An 18,785-nucleotide genomic window follows, 5' to 3' on the forward strand; every position below is an offset into this window, starting at 1 on the left:
CACCGTAGAGGATGGTCCGCATGTCAGACACCACCAGGAGACTTCTGCCCCGGGAGGTCGCCGACGCCTATGTCGACGACCTCGTCGCCCTCGACCCGGTCACCGGCACCTACCTCGGTGTGAAGGAAAGCGCGAGCAGGCTGCCCGACACCTCGCCCGCGGGACAGGAAGCACTCGCCGAGCTGGCGCGGGCGACCCTCGCGCGTCTCGACGAGGCGGAGCGCCTACCCGGCGCGGACAGCGACATCGAGCGTCGGTGTGCGCGGCTGCTGCGCGAGCGGCTGACCGCGGAGCTCGCCGTTCACGAGGCGGACGAGGGCCTCAGGATCGTGGGCAATCTGCACACCCCGGTGCACTCCGTGCGTGACGTCTTCACGATCACTCCCACCGCGACGGAGGAGGACTGGGCCGCGGTCACCGAGCGGCTGCGGGCCGTACCGGCCGCCCTGCGCGGCTACCGCGAGTCCCTCGTCCTCGGTCTGGAGCGCAAGCTGCACGCCGGCCCGCGCGCGACCGCCACGTTCGTCGAACAGCTCACCGAGTGGTCGGACGTGGACGGCGAGGGCCACGGCTGGTTCGAGGACTTCGCCTCGTCGGGGCCGGCGTCGCTGCGTACGGAGCTGGACGAGGCCGCGCGTGCGGCGAGCGCGGCCGTCGTCGAGCTGCGGGACTGGATGCGCGATGTGTACGCACCCGCGGTCGAGGGCGCGCCTGAGACGGTCGGCCGTGAGCGCTACGCCCGCTGGTCCCGCTACTTCAACGGCACCGACCTGGACCTCGACGAGGCGTACGCGTACGGCTGGTCCGAGTACCACCGCATTCTCGGCGAGATGAAGAAGGAGGCCGAGAAGATCCTGCCCGGCGCCGAGACGCCGTGGGTGGCGCTCGCGCACCTCGACGAGCACGGTGCCCACGTCGAGGGCGTCGACGAGACCCGCGCCTGGCTCCAGGCTCTGATGGACGAGGCGATCGAGGCGCTCGACGGCACGCACTTCGAACTCGCGGAGCGGGTACGGAAGGTGGAGTCGCGCATCGCGCCGCCCGGCAGCGCCGCGGCGCCGTACTACACGGCGCCGTCCGCCGACTTCTCCCGCCCGGGCCGGACCTGGCTGCCCACGATGGGGCAGACCCGGTTCCCGGTGTACGACCTGGTCTCGACCTGGTACCACGAGGGCGTGCCCGGCCACCACCTCCAGCTCGCCCAGTGGGCGCACGTGGCGGAGGACCTCTCCCGCTACCAGGCGACGGTGGGCGGGGTGAGCGCCAACATGGAGGGCTGGGCCCTGTACGCCGAGCGCCTCATGGACGAGCTGGGCTTCCTCACGGATCCGGAGCAACGGCTCGGCTATCTGGACGCGCAGATGATGCGGGCGGTCCGCGTGATCATCGACATCGGCATGCATCTGGAGCTGGAGATCCCGGCGGACTCGCCGTTCCATCCGGGCGAGCGCTGGACGCCGGAACTGGCGCAGGAGTTCTTCGGCGCGCACAGCAGCCGGCCGGCGGACTTCGTGGAGAGCGAGCTGATCCGCTACCTCTGCATGCCCGGCCAGGCGACCGGCTACAAGCTCGGCGAGCGCGCCTGGCTGCTGGGCCGCGAGAACGCCAGGAAGCGCCACGGCGAGGCGTTCGACGCGAAGGCCTGGCACATGGCGGCGCTCTCGCAGGGCTCCCTGGGCCTGGACGACCTGGTGGACGAGCTGTCCCGGCTCTGACCTCACCCGCGCGCGGCCGGGTTCACGCCACCGGCGGGGGCCCGGCGGTCAGGTCAGCAGCCGCAGTCGCCTGCGACGGCCGCGGGTCCGGCGGGTTCCTGTCCGGTGTCGTAGGCGAGTCCCTCGCGCACCCAGTACTCGAACCCGCCGAGCATCTCCTTGACCTGGAAGCCCAGTTCGGCGAGGGCGAGGGCCGCCCGGGCCGCGCCGTTGCAGCTCGGGCCCCAGCAGTACGTGACCACCGGCACGGACCTGTCGAGCAGTTGCCCCGCCCGGTCGGGGACGAGCGCGGTGGGCAGATGGACCGCGCCGGGGACATGCCCCTGCTCCCACGCCTGCGTCGAGCGCGAGTCGAGGACGACGAAACCGGGGTCGCCGCCCGCCGACAGCGCCGCGGCGACGTCGGCCACATCGGTGTGAAAGGCGAGGCTCGCCCGGAAGTGGGCGGCGGCGACGGCCGGGGCGGCCGGGGCGACGCCCAGGACGGGGTTGACGGCTACGGGGCTGGTGGTCATGGGTGGGCCCTTCTCTCGCGGGTCTCGACGCGCCATGAATCTATGGCCGTCGACCGGCGGTCTGAAGGCGCGATCCCCGGCACACCCCTTGATCTGCCGGGGATTCCCCTGCTATCTCTCGGTGATGACCGCGTATTCCCCGGACGCCACCGACTGGCGCATCCTCGACGTCCTGCAGCGCGAGGGCCGGGCCAGCTATGCCGAACTGGCCCGTGCCGTCTCCATGTCCGCGAGCGCGGTCACCGAACGGGTGCGCCGGCTCGAGGAGGCGGGCGTCATCAAGGGGTATGCGGCGGTGGTCGACCCCGAGCGCCTGGGCCTGTCGATCCTCGCGTTCGTCCGCCTGCGCTACCCGAACGGCAACTACCGTCCGTTCCACGACCTCGTGGCCACCACACCGGAGATCCTGGAGGCGCACCACGTCACCGGGGACGACTGTTTCGTCATCAAGGTCGCGGCACGCTCGATGCGCCACCTCGAGGAGGTGTCGGGCCGGATCGGCGCGCTGGGTTCGGTGACGACGAGTGTCGTCTACTCGTCACCTCTCCCCCAGCGTCCCCTCGGCAACTGACCGGCTCCCGCCTCAGCCGGCTCCCCGCTGCCGTACGGCCGAGCCCGTTCTTCCCTTGACTATCTCCAGCTGCGCGTGGATGCGCCGCCGCAGATCCCCGACGTGGCTGACGATGCCCACGCTGCGGTCCCTCTCCCGCAGGGAGTCCAGCACGTCGAGGACCTCGTCGAGGGTCTGGTCGTCGAGACTGCCGAACCCCTCGTCGATGAAGAGCGTGTCGAGCCGGACCCCGCCGGCCTCGTCGGTGACGACGTCCGCGAGGCCCAGGGCGAGGGCGAGGGAGGCGAAGAACGTCTCCCCGCCGGAGAGCGTCGCGGTGTCCCGCTCCCGCCCCGTCCACGCGTCGACGACATGAAGTCCGAGACCGCTGCGGCCGCGTCCCGAGCGGTCGTCGGAGTGGACGAGGGTGTAGCGGCCGGAGGACATGCGCTGCAGCCGCGCGGTCGCGGCGGCCGCCACCTGTTCGAGGCGGGCGGCGAGCACATACGACTCCAGCCGCATCCTGCGTTCGTTGTCGGCGGAGGTGCCGGCCGTCAGCGACGCCAGCCGGGCCACCCGGTCGTACTCCTCGCGCAGCGGCGCGAGCCGCCGTACGAACGCGGTGGCGCGCGCCGACAACCGGTCGAGTTCGGCGCAGCGGCTCATCGCCGCGTCCAGTGCGGAGACCGCCTCCTGGAGGCGCCGGGCCGCGATGTCGGCGGCCCCTTCCGCAGCGGCGAGATCGGCGGGCGGCTGCTGCGCGGCGGCCGTGGTGCCGGCCTCGGCCAGCATCGCGCGCACGGCGGCCTGTTCCTGCTGCCAGGCGTCGAGCCGTCGCTGCAGCTCGCGGTGGGCCGTGTCGTCCAGGAGTGCGGCGGCCGCGGCCTGCGGGGTGTCGAACCCGGCGCGGAAGGCCGCGTCGGCCAGGCGCGCGTCGGCCTCCTTGAGCCGCTGTGCGGCGTCCTGAGCGGCGCGGGCGGCGTCGGCCGCGTCGGTGAGCAGGGCGGCCCGGCGTTCCAGCTGCGCCGAGCGTGCGGCCACACTCACGGCGTCGCCCCGGGCCTGGGCCAACTCCTCCTCCAGCGCGAGGCATTCCCTCTCCAGGGCCTCCCTGCGGGAGGTCCGGGCCGCCCCGCGCACGTCGGCTTCCTGACGGGCCGCGGTCCGTCGCTCCCGCTCGTGCTCGGCCCGGCGCAGGTCCTCCTGCGCCGCGTGCAGCCGGGTGGCGCCGTCGCGGGCCATGCCGTAGAGCCGCTCCACGTCCTGCGCCCGGGCGGCCAGTTCGGCGGTCGGCTCCTCACCGGCCTCGGCGGTGGCGGCGGCCAGTGCCTCGCGTACGGCGCCGAGCCGCCGTTCGTCCTCGGCGCGCTGCTCCTCCGCGTGCCGATGCGCGGCGAGGGCCTTCTCCTCCGCCTGTCGGTCGACGTGTCCGGCGACCTTCCGCGCGGGCGCGGGGTGGTCGGTCGCTCCGCACACGGCGCAGGGTTCGCCGTCGAGGAGCCCGGCGGCGAGTTCGGCGGCAATGCCCTTGAGGCGCTGTTCCTTGAGGTCGAGCCAGTGCTCATGGGCCGTGAGCGCGCGTTCCCGGGCAGCGAGGGCACGGGCCTGGGCGGCTTCGGCCTCCCCGGTCAGCCGGTCCCGCTCGCGGGCCGCCGCCAGCCGCTTGCGCGCGGGCTCGCGCTGCACCGCGAGCTGCTCGGCCCGGGCCGCGTCCTCCTGAGCGGAGTCGATCCGGGCCTGCAGGCCCGTGCGCGTCTCCTCCCATTCGGCGAGCCAGTCCCCGGCGTCCTGGAGGACGGCCTCGTCGGCGCGCTCCTCGCGGTCCAGGTCCGCCCGTTCCGCGGTGATGGCGGCCAGTCGCCGCTCGGCACGGCGGGCCGACTCCAGGCCGCCCAGCTCCTCGGCGGCACGGCGGGCGGCGGCGGCGAGACCGGCCGCTCCGGCGTCCGCGAACGTCTCCGGGAGCACGGCACGCGTGCGTGCCTCCTCGGCGGCGGCCCCGCGGTGCTCGGTCTCGGCGGACTTCCGCAATTCGAGGGCGGGCGCGACGGCCTCGGCCTTCCGGGAGCGCTCCATGCGTCCCTGCGCCTCCCGGTGGGCGTCGGCCCGCTGTTCGAGCAGGGCCGCGCGCTCCCGGGCCTCGGCGAACCGGCGCTGGAGCCGCGCCCGTTCGCGTACGTCGTCGAGAACGCGCTCGGCGGCGGAACGCGCCGACTCCGCGGCCGTCCGCGCGCACTGCGCGATCGTGAGCCGCTCCCGGGCGGTGCTCCGGGCGACGGCGGCCCAGCCGAGGACGGCGGTGGCGAGTCCCGGGTCGCCCGGTTGCAGGTCCGGCAGGGGCAACGCGTCGCCCGCGGCCTGCTGCATCCGGTGCGCGTCGGCGAGCAGTGCCGCGTCCCCCTCGCGCACCTCGGCCTCGGTGGCGCGGCGCCGCTCCGCGAGACGCTTCTCGACCTCGGCGAAGCGGCGGGTGTCGAAGAGACGGCCCAGCAGCTTGCCGCGGGCCTCGGCGTCGGCGCGCAGAAAACGGGCGAAGTCGCCCTGCGGCAACAGCACGACCTGGCAGAACTGCTCACGGCTCATGCCGAGCAGCTGGGTGATCTCCTCGCCGATCTCCTGGTGGGAACGGCTGAGGTCCTTCCAGGCGCCATGGGTCGCGTCGTACTCGCGCAGCCAGGTCTGAGCCTTGTCGGTCGTCGTGCCGGTGCCGCGCTTCTTGGGGCGCTCCCACGGGGGTTGCCGGGTGATCTCCAGCCGGCGTCCGGCGACGGTGAGTTCGAGCCGGGCCTCGGTGCGGGTGCCCGGCGCCGCGTGGTCGCTGCGCAGGGTGAGGCCCTGGCCGCTCTGCCGGGCGCCGGGCACGGCCCCGTACAGCGCGTAGCACACGGCGTCCAGGACCGAGGTCTTGCCCGCGCCCGTGGGTCCGTGGAGCAGGAACAGCCCGGCGGCGGACAGCGCGTCGAAGTCGACACGCTGGGTGCCGCCGAAGGGGCCGAAGGCGGTGATGTCGAGCCGGTGCAGCCTCACGGGGCGCCCTCCGTGTCCCGGGCGCGCGAGGTCACGCGATCTCCCGAACGGTGTCGTCGGCGCGTACCGCGTCGAACGCGTCCTGGAGCACCGCCCGTTCGTGTGCGTCGGGTCCCGCTCCGCGCACATGGGCCACGAAGTCCTCCGCGATCTGCTGGTCGGAGCGGCCCGCCAGCCGCCGCGCGTACGACGCGGCGGGGTCCTCGGGGGCGCGCTCGGGGTCGAAGACGAGGCTGAGCGTGTGCGGGAAGCGCCCGGCCAGCCGGGCCATCGGCTCGGCGGGCCGCACCGGGTCGGTGAGCGTGGCCTCCAGCCAGGCCTCCTCGTGGCGCTCCAGCTCCGGATCCACGAGGAGGTCCTCGAGTCTCCCCCGGATCCGGGCGAGGGGGCGCGGCACCGGGCAGTCGACACGGTTCGCCGTGACGGAGCCGTCGGCCCCGAGGTCGACGAGCCACATGCTCTTGCGGTGGCCGGCCTCCGAGAAGGAGTACGGCAGCGGGGAGCCGGAGTAGCGCACGCGCTCGGTGATGGTCTGGCTGCCGTGCAGATGGCCCAGGGCCGCGTAGTCCACCCCGGCGAAGACGCCCGCGGGCACCGCGGCGACCCCGCCGACCGTGATGTCCCGCTCGCTGTCGCTGGGCTCGCCCCCGGTGACGAAGGCGTGGGCGAGGACGACGGAGCGGGTGCCCGGCGGGCGCGTGGCGAGGTCGGCGCGGACCCGGTTCATGGCGGCCGCGAGCACCGCCTCGTGCCCCGCCTTCGTGCTGAACTCGTCCTTGACCAGGGCAGGTTCCAGATACGGCAGGCCGTAGAAGGCGACGTCCCCGTGGGTGTCCGCGAGCATGACGGGGGTGCCGCAGGCGGCGGGCTCGGTGCGCAGATGGACGCCCGCGCGGCCGAGGAGACCCGCGCCGACGCCGAGGCGGCGTGCCGAGTCGTGGTTCCCGGAGATCATCACCGTGGGCACGCCCAGGTCGGCGAGTCGGTGCAGGGCGTCGTCGAAGAGCTCGACCGCGGCCAGGGGCGGCACCGCCCGGTCGTACACGTCTCCCGACACGACCACGGCGTCCACGCCGCGCTCGCGCACGGTCGCGAGGAGGTGGTCGATGAACGCGGCCTGGGCGTCGAGCATGTTCACGCGGTGGAAGGCCCGGCCCAGATGCCAGTCGGACGTGTGCAGCAATCTCAAGAAACCGCTCCGACCTGCATGTCTCCCCCTGGAAAGCCTCAATGACCAGCACCGACCAACGCGGGCTCACGGTCAGCACCCACCACGCTAACGCCTGCCGCCACCTGAGCCACCACTCCCCCGCCCGGCCATCCCCATCCACCCCCAAATAACCGTAAATGTCCATGATTTCCCGGCTGCGGTACGCCGCCGGTCGCCGCCTCCGGCACAGAGAGCGAGGAGGCGGTCTTCTTCCCGTCCTCCCTCACCGCCGGATACCGGCCGCCCACCACGACCCCCGCGCCCGGGCCGCGTCGTCGTTCCTGCTGCTCTTCGGCGTGCCGATGTTTCTCACCCGGGGTTGCGGACACCTCTTCGAGTCCGGCGCCCAGTTGCTGTGGCCGGGAAGGTTTGCCGGACAGCTCGGCCGCGCCGAGTTCCACCGCCTGTCCGGGGCGCATCGCGACACAACTCCCGTGCTGCGGCGTCTTCGTGACCGTCTACCAGTCCGGCAGGCGGACCGACGAGGAGAACGTCACACCGGAGCCCTCACCGCCCTGAAAACGTGTCCCCGGAGCCCTCACCGCCCCGAGTCCGCGTCCCTGTAGGCCTCCCCGCCCGGTTCGAACCCGGCGGTGCCCGCGGTGGCGTCCGCGAGCCAGGCCCGGAAGGCCTCGACGTCGGCGTCGGGCAGCCCGATCTCGATGGTCACGGCCTCGCCGTAGCGCACGTCGCGCACCTCGCGGCCGGTCGCCCGCAGATCGTTCTGCACCTTGCCCGCGCGCTGGTGGTCCACCGTCACCGTGGCGAGCCGGAACCGGCGGCGGGTCAGGGTGCCGAGCGTGTCCAGGGCCTCGCCGACGGCACCCCCGTAGGCCCTGATGAGCCCGCCCGCGCCGAGCTTCACCCCGCCGTAGTAGCGGGTGACGACGGCGACGACGTACCGCATGTCGCGGCGCAGCAGCATCTGGAGCATGGGGACGCCCGCGGTGCCGCCCGGTTCGCCGTCGTCGCTCGCCTTCTGGATCGCGGCGTCGGCACCGATGACGTACGCGAAGCAGTTGTGGGTGGCGTCGGCGTGCTCCTTGCGGACCTCGGCGATGAAGTCCTGCGCCTCCTGTTCGGTGGCGGCCGGGGCGAGGGCGCACAGGAAACGGGAGCGGTTGACCTCGGTCTCGTGCACGCCCGCGCGGGCGACTGTGCGGTACTCGTCCTGCATCACGCCAGCCTATGCGGCGCTCCCGGAAGCACGGCACGAGGGCGACTCCGCGCCCGCCCGGTGCCTCCCACCAGGTGTGCCGCACATCTCACCGGTTCGTCTCCCCTCGGCGCGTCCGCCCCCGGACGCCCGGGCACACTGCCCCGTGATGGATACTCGCTCGTCGTTGCCGGGTTCCGGGGCGTCCAGGGCCCGGGCCGGAGCCGCGGCCCCGCGAGGCTGCCCGAGCGAGCACAGGAGAGAGCTACAGCATGACCGGCACCCAGGTGGAGAGTCCGGACACCGACGAGCCCGGCCACTTGCCGCCCGCCCCCGCGAAGGCCCGCTGGCGGGCCTGGCTGCTGGAAGGCCTGAGCGAGCGGGCGGCCCGGCACCCGGGCCCGCACGCCGCCCCGGACGCCGCGCACGAAGGGCACCCCTGGTGGCGCGTCATGTGCCTGACGGGTGTGGACTACTTCTCCACCCTCGGCTACCAGCCCGGTATCGCCGCCCTCGCGGCCGGCCTGCTGTCGCCGCTCGCAACGCTCGTGCTGATCGCGCTGACCCTCTTCGGCGCCCTCCCCGTCTACCGCCGGGTGGCCCGGGAGAGCCCGCACGGCGAGGGCTCGATCGCCATGCTGGAGCGACTGTTGCCGTGGTGGGCGGGGAAGATCCTGGTACTGGTGCTGCTGGGCTTCGCGGCCACCGACTTCATGATCACGATGACTCTGTCGGCCGCGGACGCCGCCGCGCACGTCGTGGAGAACCCGTACGCTCCGCACTGGGCACACGGCGCCAACGCCTGGATCACCCTGTTTCTGCTCGCCGCGCTCGGCGCCGTCTTCCTGAAGGGGTTCAAGGAGGCCATCGGCATCGCGGTGGCCCTGGTCGCTACCTATCTGAGCCTCAACGTGGTCGTGCTCGCGGTCGCCGTCTGGGAGGTGCTGAGCCACCCGGTGAAGATCGGCGGCTGGACGGACGCGATGACCACCGAGCACTCCTCGCCGCTCGCGATGATCGGTGTGGCGCTGCTCGTCTTCCCGAAGCTGGCGCTCGGCATGTCCGGCTTCGAGACGGGCGTGGCGGTGATGCCGCAGATCAAGGGCGATCCGTCGGACACCTACGACCGTCCGACCGGACGGGTGCGTGACACGCGCAAGCTGCTCACCACGGCTGCCGTGATCATGAGCTGTCTCCTGCTGCTGTCCAGCCTGGCGACGACGATCCTGATTCCGCAGGAGGCCTTCAAGAGCGGCGGCCCCGCCAACGGACGCGCGCTGGCCTATCTCGCGCACGAGCAGCTGGGCGGGGCGTTCGGCACGGTCTACGACGTCGCCACCATCGCGATCCTCTGGTTCGCCGGCGCCTCCGCCATGGCCGGCCTGCTCAACCTGGTGCCGCGCTATCTGCCGCGCTACGGCATGGCGCCGGAGTGGACCCGTGCCGTGCGGCCCCTGGTACTGGTCTTCATGGCGGCCGCCGTGGTCATCACGCTGTGGTTCCACGCCGATGTCGACGCCCAGAGCGGCGCCTACGCGACGGGCGTGCTCGTGCTGATGCTCTCCGCGGCGTTCGCCTCGACGGTCGCCGCGCACCGGCGCGGTCACCGGGCCGCCGCGCTCGGCTTCGGAGCGATCACCGCCGTCTTGATGTACACCCTGGTCACGAATGTGATCGAGCGCCCCGACGGCCTGAAGATCGCACTGATCTTCATCCTCGCGATCCTGATCACGTCGTTCGCCTCACGGGTGCACCGCGCCTTCGAACTGCGCGCCGCGACCGTCACCTTCGACGACCCGGCGACGAGGTTCGTCGAGGAGGCGGCCGCGCACGGACCGCTGCGGCTGATCGCCAACGAGCCCCAGGAGCACAGCAGACGGGAGTACCGCGCCAAGGAGTACAGCCAGCGCGAGCAGACCCATATCCCGGACGGGCGGCCGGTGCTGTTCCTGGAGGTCTTCGTCACCGACTCCTCGGACTTCAGCGCCGATCTGAGGGTGCACGGCGACGAGAAGTACGGGGTGCGCAGGCTGCGGGTGTCCGGGGCGACCGTCCCCAACACCATCGCGGCCGTCCTGATGGAGCTGCGCGACCGCACCGGCCAGGTGCCGCACGCCTACTTCAACTGGACCGAGGGCGCCCCGTTCAGCCATCTGCTGCGCTTCCTGGTGTTCGGCGACGGCGAGGTCGCACCGGTCACCCGCGAAGTGCTGCGCCGCGCCGAGCCGGAGCCGGCGCGCCGCCCCCGCATCCACGTCGGATAGCTGTTCCGTCCCGTGGCTGACTCTTCCCGCAGCCGTTTCGTCCCGTGGCTACTCCTTCTCGCCCCTCGGCACGGTCATCTCCGTCAGGATGGCCCTGCCGGGGGCGAGGGCCTCCCAACTGGGGCCGTGGGCGGCGAGGACGGCGATCGCCGCGGTGGGGAACTTGGTACCGACGCGCTCCAGCGTGTCGTCGAGGCCCTGCCCGGCGAGGGCGAGCACCAGGTCCGTGAGCTCCGGGTTGTGCCCGATCAGCAGCAGGGTCTCCACCTCGGGTGGCGTCTCGTGCACGGCCTCCAGCAGATCGGACACGTCGGCGGCGTACAGCCGCGGGTCGAACCGTACGGGCGGCGGGGTGCCCCACTGGGCCGAGGCCAGCAGCCAGGTCTGGCGGGCGCGCACGGCGGTGGAGCACAGCGCGAGGTCGGGCAGGCAGTCGGCCTCGGCGAGGGCACGTCCGGCGGCCGGGGCGTCCCGGCGGCCGCGGGGCGCGAGGGGCCGTTCGTGGTCGGCGACACCGTCGGGCCAGGCGGACTTGGCGTGCCGCAGGACCACGAGCCGGCGCAGCGGGCCGTGCCCGGCGCGGGTGGTCATGCCCGGGCCCCGATCTCGCGGGCCAGGTCCAGGCCGAGCAGGCGGTCGGCGTAGGCGTAGGTCTCGAAGCGTGCGCCCGCCGGCAGGTCGTCGTCGCCCTCCACTCGCTCCAGCACCTCCAGGACGCCCGGTACGTCGAGGTCGTTCTCCCAGGCGGCGCGCAGATCCTGCCGCACCTGCTCCGGGATGGGCCGCGAGGGGTGGACCGCCCAGTCGGCCACGGCCCCGCGCCAGCGCCCGAGTGTGTCGTGCGCCGCGGTCAGGGCGGCCGGGTCGAGGTCGACGGGGTCCCGGCGGGGGCGGGCGAGCAGGGCGAGACGTACGGCCGACGGCGAGGCTGCGGTGTCGGCCGGTCCGGTGGCCGGGGCGACCTCGATGCACACCCCGTCGGGTGCGGTGTGCTCCGCCCCTACCACGTGCAGGGCGCGGCCGAGACCCGGCGCGTCCGGCTCCGCGGGACGGATGCCGAGGGCGTCGGCGCGTTCCCGGAGGGCATCGGACGGGGCGGCGACCGTGACCACGGGAGTTCCGCCGAGTTCCAGGGCCCGGGCCAGTACATCGGCCATCAGCAGCACCCTCAGCGCGGCGGTGTCGGCCCCGGTGACATGGGCGTGGACACGGACCAGGCCGGGACGGACGCCGGTGGGCTCGCCGTTGCGAGCGTCGATGATACGGAGCACGGAGCGAGCGTAGGCGCACAAGAGCTCCGGCGCAGCGAGGAGGGGCCCGTTCCGGGCAAGGGGCGGTCCACCGTACGGTCGTCGGTGGCAGTCGTCGCCGCGCGGGGAATCCCTCTGTCCCGCCCACGGTTGCCCCACAGCAGACGGCGCGGGTCCGCCGCGTCGCGGGACGTCGAAGGAGACCGGCCGTGTACGGCGACTCAGCAACGATCCGCAAGATCCTCACCGAGCTGGGCGACACCTGGGCGATCGTGGGACTGTCCGGGAACCAGCGCCGTGCCGCCTACGGGGTCGCCGCGGTGCTCCAGCGCCACGGCAAGCGGATCGTGCCGGTCCACCCCAAGGCGGAGACGGTCCACGGCGAGCAGGGATACCCGTCGCTGGACGCGATCCCGTTCCCGGTCGACGTCGTCGACGTCTTCGTCAACAGCGACCTGGCGGGCCCGGTCGCCGACGAGGCCGTCGCGATCGGTGCCAAGGCCGTCTGGTTCCAGCTGGACGTGATCGACGAAGGTGCGTACGAACGCACGCGCGCGGCCGGGCTGGACATGGTGATGGACCGCTGCCCGGCCATCGAGATTCCGCTGCTGGACCAGGCGGTGTCGCGAAGCGGGCGGGACAGTCGCAACACGCTCTAGTCGGTCCGCCGGGCTGACCGCGTTCATGAGGGGCGACGGCCCCGCGCGAGTCGGTCCGTCAGGCCGGCGTCGTGGGGAGGGGCTGTTCGGTCCAGATGGACTTCCCGGTGCGGGTGTGGCGGGTGCCCCAGCGCTGGCAGAGTGCGGAGATGAGCTGCAGGCCGCGGCCGCCCTCGTCGGTGGCGGAGGTGTGGCGGATGTGCGGCGTGGTCAGGCTGGCGTCGGAGACCTCGCAGATCAGCGCGCGGCTGCGGAGCATGCGCAGCCGGATGGGGCCGCAGGCGTGCCGGATGACGTTCCCGACCAGCTCGCTGACCAGGAGTTCGGTGGTCATGATCAGGTCCTCGTCGACTATTTCCCAGCGGGCGAGCTGGGCGCGGACCAGGTCGCGGGCCTGGCCCGCCGCCACCGGATCCTCCGGCAACGGCCACTCCGCCACGTCCTCCGCGTCCAGCGGGTGGGTGCGAGCCAGCAGCAGGGCGGCGTCGTCCACCAGCGCGCCATGGGCGGGGAGGAGTGCGGAGGTGAGGGTGGCGCAGAGGGCGTCCAGGTCGGACGCGTCCGCCGGTGCGGTCGGCATGGCGTTCACGGACTGGGTGAGGAACTCGGCGAGGCGGCTCATGCCGGTGGTGACATCTCTGTCCTTGCTCTCGACCAGGCCGTCGCTGTAGAGGGCGAGCAGACTGTCGGCGGGAAGCAGGGTCTCGAGGGTCTCGAAGGGCGGAGCGGCCACCCCCAGGGGCGGGTCCGGGGTCATGGACAGGAAGGTGACGGTGCCGTCGGGATGGGCCACCGCCGGGGGCGGCTGACCTGCGCTGGCGTACGACAGGCGCCGGGTCACCGGGTCGTAGATGCCGTACAGGCAGGTCGCGAAGGCATCGGTGCCCAGCTCACCGACGATGTCGTTGAGGCGGCTGAGGATTTCGTCGGGCGGCAGTTCCAGCTCCGAGAGGGTGCGGACGGCCGTGCGGAGCGCGCCCATGGTGGCGGCCTCGGCCATGCCGTGGCCCATGACGTCGCCGATCACGAGCGCCACCCGGGCCGCAGAGAGAGGGATCACGTCGTACCAGTCGCCGCCGACGTCGGCTCCCTGCTTGGCCGGCTGGTAGCGCGCCGCAGCCGTCACCTGGGGCAACTCGGGGAGGACCTGCGGCAGCAGGCTGCGCTGGAGGGTGCGGGCGCGGGTCGTCGCCTCGTCGTAGAGCCCGGCCCGCTCCAGGGCCTGCGCGATCAGTCCGCTGAGCGCGGTCAGCAGCGTTCGTTCGTCATCGTCCAGCACCCGCGGTCGGCTGAAGCTGATCACCGCCGCGCCGATCCCGCGCCCCGATACCGCCAGCGGCAGAAAGGCCCACGCCTGCTTGCCGCCCTGCCGGATCAGGATCTCGGTCTCCGGGTAGTGCTTCAGGAACTCCTCCGGAGAGGATATGTACAGGGGGGCGCGGGTGCGCAGGGCGTCCCCAGCCGGGTTGGTGGTGTCCCGTACTGTCCACCGCCCGTCCAGCAACCGGTTGAAGCCCTCCGAATATCCACGGGAGCCGACCACGGTCAGCCGGTCGCCGACCACGCCGAGCATGACGAACCCGGTGGCCCCCAGGGGTGTCATCACGCCGTCGGCCACCGCCGCCAGCACATCCTGGACCGTGACGGCCTCGGCCAGCTCCCGTGTGATCCGCTGCACCAGGGCCGCCCGCTCCGCGGCCGCCCGCTCCGCGGCGGCCCGCTCGACCTCCCGTAGATGCCGCTCGGTGGTGTCGGTGATGTAGAGCGTGAGGCCTTCCGGCACCGGCACCAGCCGCAGGTGGTACCAGGACCTCCCGTCCGGCCCCGGTACGTCGAGTCCGGCCGGCTGACCCTCGGCCACCGTGGCCCGGCACTGTTGCGCCAGCTCCGGCACGGCACGTACCGCGGGAATGTCCCAGAGCAGGGCTCCGACCACATCTCCCGCGGCGCCGAGGAGCCGCTCGGCGGCGTGATTGAGGAATCCGATGCGCCAGTCCGTGCCCACGGAGACGAAGCCGTCGCTCATGTGTCGCAGCGCCCGCCCCACCGACTCGGCGGCGGCGTGTGTTTCGCTGCTGTCCCGGATGGTGCCGATCACCTTCACCGGCGCCCCTTCTTCGTCCGTGATCGTCCGGGCACGGGCCTCGATCCAGAGGTAGGTGCCGTCCTGGCGCCGGATCCGGTACTCGCCCTGGAAGCCGCCGCGCATCTGGATGCCCGTGTCGAAACCGGCCACCGCCCCTGGCAGGTCGTCCGGGTGGATCAGGTCCGCCCACGCCTCGATGCCGCCGCTCATCACCTCCGGATCGATGCCGGCCAGCACCTCCTCGACGGGCTGGTCGGAGGTCAGCTCGCCCGTGTACAGGTCCCACGTGTACGTGAAGGATGGCACCCGTTCCGCGTCCCGCGGGGCGGCGGCCTCCCGCGGTCCTGGCCCGTTCTCCACGGCGCGCAGCAGGCTGGGGGACGGATCGAGAATTCCGGACGACCTGAGCCTCCCGGACATCCACGCCGCCACCTCGTTCAGGAACTCGCGCTCCGCCGCGCCGGGCTCGGCGCCCGGGGGGAAGAGGACGGAGAGCGCGCCGCGTCGCCGGCCACCGCTCGGAATGGGGACGGCCAGGTGACCGATGCCGGCGGTGAGCCGGGAAGGCCACAGGGCGGCGGGGCCCCGGCCCGGCAACGGGTCAGGCGGGGCCAGGTCGGGTTGCCAGATGTCGGTGTCGTCGCGGGCGGCCTTGCCGGGGGGCGCCGTGCCCCGTACCGGGATGATCAGCCAGGGTCGGGTCATCGACTCCGGCAGGCCACTCTCCGCGACCAGGTAGAGGATGCCGCTCATGCCGGCGCCCGGGAGATGCACCATGCCACCCAGGCCGTGCACCTCGGCCACCGCCTGCTGAAGCGCGGTCAGCAGCACCTCGACATCTCGCCGGTCCTCGTCCACGGCGTCGAGCAGCCGCATCCGCAGGTGTCGCTCCAAGGGCCGCACGGTCGGTATGGTACGCAGGCCCCGCTGCTGGCGCAGCGGATGGGCGGGCGAGGCGGACGGGCCGGTGTTGTCCGCATCGCTTCTGGCATTCACCACGGCCGACTGTCGCCTCCGCTCACCGCTTGGGGTACCCGCTGAGCCGCATACGATCGGATGTGGACCTGCAACGATCTACATCCGTCGAATCCATCCTAATGCGAATGATTTCGGCGCTTTCAGCTCTGCCGGGAACCCTCTTGCATTCCGGTTGACCCTCTGGCGCGTCCGCTCACTCAGCGTCGCCGCTGAGGCCCTGTCCGGTGGATCAGCACGGCGGCGTCTCGGGTGGTTCACCGGAGCCCCCTTCGGGCGAACCGTTCGCAGCCGAGCGACGGCCCCTCGACTCCTACGGCATCACGGGCAAGTCCTACGGCATCACGGGCAGGCCCGAGGAACTCGACCCCCATGATTACCAGGTCGGCGGCCGGGCGGCGACCCGGGGGATCGCCGGGCGACGACGGTCGCAGAGGGGCTGCGCTTCGCCCGTGACAGGACGGCATCCGTCCCGCGGATGATCGGGAACCCCTGCATGGACGGCCCGTAGGAGACCCAACGGGTGAACGCATGCGCGAGTCAGCCGTGTTCGAGCGGGCCTCGCGGATACGGTTGATACCGAGAAGTAACTGGTCAGGCGGCGACGAGGAAACTCCCCCGCCACCGCCAGCGTCGACGAGACGGAGCCGCACCAGGCACCGAACTCGCCGGACTCGATGACGCCGTCCCCGCCGAACTCGCGGAGCAGCACAACACGGCAGTGGCGTCGAGCCTCTCGACACACGGGCGCCACATCGTGCCGACCAGACAGCGGAAGGCTTCCCGAGCGGATCCGCCTTCCCCTCCTGGTACCACGCGGCCGAGGTGCGCAGCCGGCGGGCGCTGTGTGATGACAGGTGTCCGCCTGCCTTCGTGGAGGTCCTCGCACCCCGGCGAAGTCTTCCCTCAGGCAGCGGCCGGGACCGTCCGGGAGGCAGTATGTGGGCCGTACTCGAGCAAGTCGCCGGAGTTGCTCCGCAGCTTTTCCTCTACGCCGTCGCCCTCTTCGTCGTCATGATCCTCCTGGCGCTCGTCATCAGTCTGCGCCAGGCGGAGGCGTCGGAGCGTCCCGAGATCATCAGAGCTCTGGCGGATCTGATGGCGTTCTGGAAGAAGCGGTGAGGCGGCCGTCGCCGATGCCGTACTTCCCGACGACGGCCGGGTCCGGCCGCGGTGCAAGGCTGTCAGCGGGCCAGTCGTGCCAGCAGCGACGAGGCCGAGGTGACGCCCATGGCCGCGGCCACCGCCAGCACGCCGAAGTCGAGCGGCAGATGCGACGGCGTGCCGAGCAGCAGGCCGCGCAGGGCGTCGACCTGGTAGCTCAGCGGGTTGATCTTGCTGATCGCCTGGAGCCAGCCGGGCATGACGGCCACCGGGTAGAGGGCGTTGGAGCCGAAGAAGAGCGGCATCGTGATCGCCTGGCCGATGCCCATCAGCCGGTCGCGGGTCAGGACGATGCCCGCGATCGTCATGGACAGACAGGAGAAGAAGGCCGAGCCCAGGACGACGGCCACCGCCACGCCCAGCAGCCGCAGCGGGTTCCAGGTCATCGCGACGCCGAGCAGCGCCGCGATCACGACGACCACCAGCGCCTGGATCAGCGCCTTCACCCCGGCCGCGAACGCCTTGCCGGTGATGAGGGCCGCCCGTGGGGTCGGTGTGACCAGCAGCTTCGTGAGGATGCCGGCGTCCCGCTCCCAGATGATCATGATGCCGTAGAAGATGGCGATGAACATCGCGGACTGGGCGATGATGCCGGGCGCCAGATAGTCGAGGTACGGGATGTCGCCGGTCGGAATGGCCTTGATCCGGGTGAACGTCTCGCCGAAGATCAGCAGCCACAGCGCCGGCTGGATCGCGCGGGTGTACAGCTCGGTGCGGTCATGACGCAGCTTCTGCAGCTCGACCGCGCACATCGCGGCCACCCGGGCCGGCAGCACCCGCCAGCCGGTGCGGGCGCGGGGCGGGGTCACCAGCAGGCCGAGGTCCGGCTGCGGTGCGCGGTCAGCCGACGCGGGACGCGGTGCGGCGGGTGCTTCGGACATCGCGGAAGTCTCCTGACTGGTCGTCGAGTCCACTGCCGGCCACGTCACGGAAGACGTCCTCCAGCGTCGGCAGCGGGCCTTCGGTGCCGAGCCGTTCCCGAAGTCCGCTCCGCAGCTCGGCGGGGGTGCCGAGGGCACGGACCCGGCCGCGGTGCATCAGGGCGACTCGGTCGCAGTACTGGTCGGCCTCGTCCATGTAGTGGGTGGTGACGAGGACGGTCATGCCGGTGGCGGCGCGGACGGCGTTGATGTGCTCCCACACATTGGTCCGGGCGATCGGGTCGAGGCCGATGGTCGGCTCGTCGAGGATCAGCAGCCGGGGCGCGCTGACCAGCGCCTGGGCGAGTTCCAGCCGACGGACCATACCCCCGGAGTACGTCTTCGCCAGACGGTCGGCCGCGGCGGTCAGGTCGACGGCCGCGAGGGCCTGCTCGACCCGCTGGGCCCGTTCGCGCCGGGAGACGTCGAAGACGCGGGCGAACAGTGCGACGTTCTCCCGTCCGGTGAGTCCGGAATCGGCGGAGAGCTGCTGCGGCACGTAGCCCAGCAGCCGCCGCACGGCCATCCGCTCGCGGGCCGTGTCATGGCCGAAGACCCGGACCATGCCCGCCGGGACCGGCAGCAGCGTGGTCATACAGCGGATCGCGGTGGTCTTGCCCGCGCCGTTCGGTCCGAGCAGCCCGAACACCTCGCCGTCCCGGACCTGGAGGTCCAGTCCGTCGACCGCCGTCGTCTCCCCGAAGGAGTAGCGGAGTCCACCACAGGTGACGGCGTCCACCACGGGCGCCTCACCGGCCGTCGCGTTGCTCGTCATGTCTCCTCGGCCTCCTCGTGCAGGTTCTCCGCCAGCTTGCGCAGGGCCGGAAGAGCAGCCTCCAGCGCCTTGCGGTCCTTGTCGTCGAGGCGGGCTACCTGGCGGCGTACGAGCGCGGTGCGCCGCTCGCGCCAGTCACGCAGCCGTGCCTCGGCCGCCTCGGTGGGCATGAGTCGCGCGGCCCGCCGGTCGGCCGGATCCGTCTCCCGGACCAGATAGCCGTCCCGTGCGAGCTGATTGACCAGTGTGGAGACCGAGTTCCCCGCGAGGTACAGCTCTCTCGCCGCGTCCGACACACCGATGCCGGGACGCGCCGCCACCAGGCGCAGCAGTTCGACCTCCGCGCCCCGCAGACGCGGTGCGCCGACCCCGATGCGCAGCCGCCGTCGGATCAGCCGCTGCACCGCCACGAGGGCGGTGCTCAGGTCATCGGCGAAGTTCTCGGATTCCACTCCCCCGACATTAGCTCTGCGTCAGAGGTATCAGGGAAAGGGAGGGTCAAGACGGGTGAAGGGTTAC

At 72.5% G+C, this 18,785-nt stretch carries 15 protein-coding genes; 5 read left to right on the forward strand and 10 right to left on the reverse strand.

All coding sequences use genetic code 11. The features are described 5' to 3' along the window. Positions 1-20 precede the first annotated feature (20 nt). Positions 21-1,715, forward strand: a complete 1,695-nt coding sequence (locus ACFY2Z_RS19660; RefSeq protein WP_390745381.1) for a DUF885 domain-containing protein — start codon at positions 21-23, stop codon at positions 1,713-1,715. Between the two features lie 53 nt (positions 1,716-1,768). On the opposite strand, the gene ACFY2Z_RS19665 is transcribed toward ACFY2Z_RS19660, so the two are convergent. Continuing rightward, positions 1,769-2,230: a rhodanese-like domain-containing protein gene (locus tag ACFY2Z_RS19665; RefSeq protein ID WP_390745382.1), complete on the reverse strand. Its 462-nt coding sequence runs from the start codon at positions 2,228-2,230 to the stop codon at positions 1,769-1,771. A gap of 124 nt (positions 2,231-2,354) precedes the next feature. Between ACFY2Z_RS19665 and ACFY2Z_RS19670 the strand changes: the two genes are divergently transcribed. Continuing rightward, entirely contained in the window at positions 2,355-2,801 is a 447-nt protein-coding gene (locus ACFY2Z_RS19670; protein WP_355908245.1) for an Lrp/AsnC family transcriptional regulator, read from the forward strand. Between the two features lie 12 nt (positions 2,802-2,813). Here ACFY2Z_RS19670 and ACFY2Z_RS19675 read toward each other — a convergent pair whose 3' ends face one another. The 3 genes from ACFY2Z_RS19675 to ACFY2Z_RS19685 form a co-directional block, all read right to left on the reverse strand. After that, a complete protein-coding gene (locus ACFY2Z_RS19675) occupies positions 2,814-5,807 on the reverse strand; it encodes an AAA family ATPase (RefSeq protein ID WP_390745383.1) in 2,994 nt (997 codons plus the stop codon). Positions 5,808-5,838: 31 nt separating this feature from the next. Beyond that, positions 5,839-6,996 (reverse strand): exonuclease SbcCD subunit D, encoded by a 1,158-nt coding sequence (locus ACFY2Z_RS19680; protein WP_390745384.1) that lies wholly within the window; start codon positions 6,994-6,996, stop codon positions 5,839-5,841. Between the two features lie 559 nt (positions 6,997-7,555). Then, a complete protein-coding gene (locus tag ACFY2Z_RS19685) occupies positions 7,556-8,194 on the reverse strand; it encodes a YigZ family protein (RefSeq protein WP_390745385.1) in 639 nt (212 codons plus the stop codon). A gap of 251 nt (positions 8,195-8,445) precedes the next feature. Here ACFY2Z_RS19685 and ACFY2Z_RS19690 point away from each other — a divergent pair, with 251 nt between their 5' ends. Next, complete coding sequence (locus ACFY2Z_RS19690) at positions 8,446-10,437, forward strand: amino acid transporter (RefSeq protein ID WP_390745386.1); 1,992 nt, start codon at positions 8,446-8,448, stop codon at positions 10,435-10,437. A gap of 48 nt (positions 10,438-10,485) precedes the next feature. On the opposite strand, the gene ACFY2Z_RS19695 is transcribed toward ACFY2Z_RS19690, so the two are convergent. Then, complete coding sequence (locus tag ACFY2Z_RS19695) at positions 10,486-11,028, reverse strand: SixA phosphatase family protein (protein WP_390745387.1); 543 nt, start codon at positions 11,026-11,028, stop codon at positions 10,486-10,488. Then, positions 11,025-11,708: a hypothetical protein gene (locus ACFY2Z_RS19700; protein ID WP_390745388.1), complete on the reverse strand. Its 684-nt coding sequence runs from the start codon at positions 11,706-11,708 to the stop codon at positions 11,025-11,027. Before ACFY2Z_RS19700 ends, ACFY2Z_RS19695 begins: the two co-directional genes overlap by 4 nt. A 188-nt stretch (positions 11,709-11,896) precedes the next feature. Between ACFY2Z_RS19700 and ACFY2Z_RS19705 the strand changes: the two genes are divergently transcribed. Then, positions 11,897-12,346, forward strand: coding sequence for a CoA-binding protein (locus ACFY2Z_RS19705; RefSeq protein WP_390745389.1), 450 nt, complete (start codon positions 11,897-11,899; stop codon positions 12,344-12,346). 58 nt (positions 12,347-12,404) lie between these two features. On the opposite strand, the gene ACFY2Z_RS19710 is transcribed toward ACFY2Z_RS19705, so the two are convergent. Then, positions 12,405-15,326 carry a SpoIIE family protein phosphatase gene (locus ACFY2Z_RS19710; protein WP_390745390.1) on the reverse strand — a complete coding sequence of 974 codons (2,922 nt, stop codon included), beginning with the start codon at positions 15,324-15,326 and terminating at the stop codon, positions 12,405-12,407. Between the two features lie 1,020 nt (positions 15,327-16,346). Between ACFY2Z_RS19710 and ACFY2Z_RS19715 the strand changes: the two genes are divergently transcribed. Beyond that, the gene (locus tag ACFY2Z_RS19715; RefSeq protein ID WP_311691280.1) at positions 16,347-16,529 is read left to right on the forward strand and encodes a hypothetical protein; all 183 of its coding nucleotides are present in this window, start codon (positions 16,347-16,349) and stop codon (positions 16,527-16,529) included. A gap of 62 nt (positions 16,530-16,591) precedes the next feature. Here ACFY2Z_RS19715 and ACFY2Z_RS19720 read toward each other — a convergent pair whose 3' ends face one another. Genes ACFY2Z_RS19720 through ACFY2Z_RS19730 form a run of 3 tightly spaced genes read right to left on the reverse strand, consistent with a single transcriptional unit; the run spans position 16,592 to position 18,718 of the window. Next, positions 16,592-17,452, reverse strand: coding sequence for an ABC transporter permease (locus tag ACFY2Z_RS19720; protein ID WP_390745391.1), 861 nt, complete (start codon positions 17,450-17,452; stop codon positions 16,592-16,594). Then, a complete protein-coding gene (locus ACFY2Z_RS19725; protein ID WP_390745392.1) occupies positions 17,412-18,266 on the reverse strand; it encodes an ABC transporter ATP-binding protein in 855 nt (284 codons plus the stop codon). Before ACFY2Z_RS19725 ends, ACFY2Z_RS19720 begins: the two co-directional genes overlap by 41 nt. Next, a complete protein-coding gene (locus ACFY2Z_RS19730; RefSeq protein ID WP_390745393.1) occupies positions 18,263-18,718 on the reverse strand; it encodes a MarR family winged helix-turn-helix transcriptional regulator in 456 nt (151 codons plus the stop codon). The genes ACFY2Z_RS19725 and ACFY2Z_RS19730 overlap by 4 nt, the downstream gene beginning before the upstream one ends. Between the last annotated feature and the right edge of the window lie 67 nt (positions 18,719-18,785).

Source organism: Streptomyces sp. NPDC001222 (assembly GCF_042896945.1).
GTDB lineage: Bacteria > Actinomycetota > Actinomycetes > Streptomycetales > Streptomycetaceae > Streptomyces > Streptomyces gibsoniae.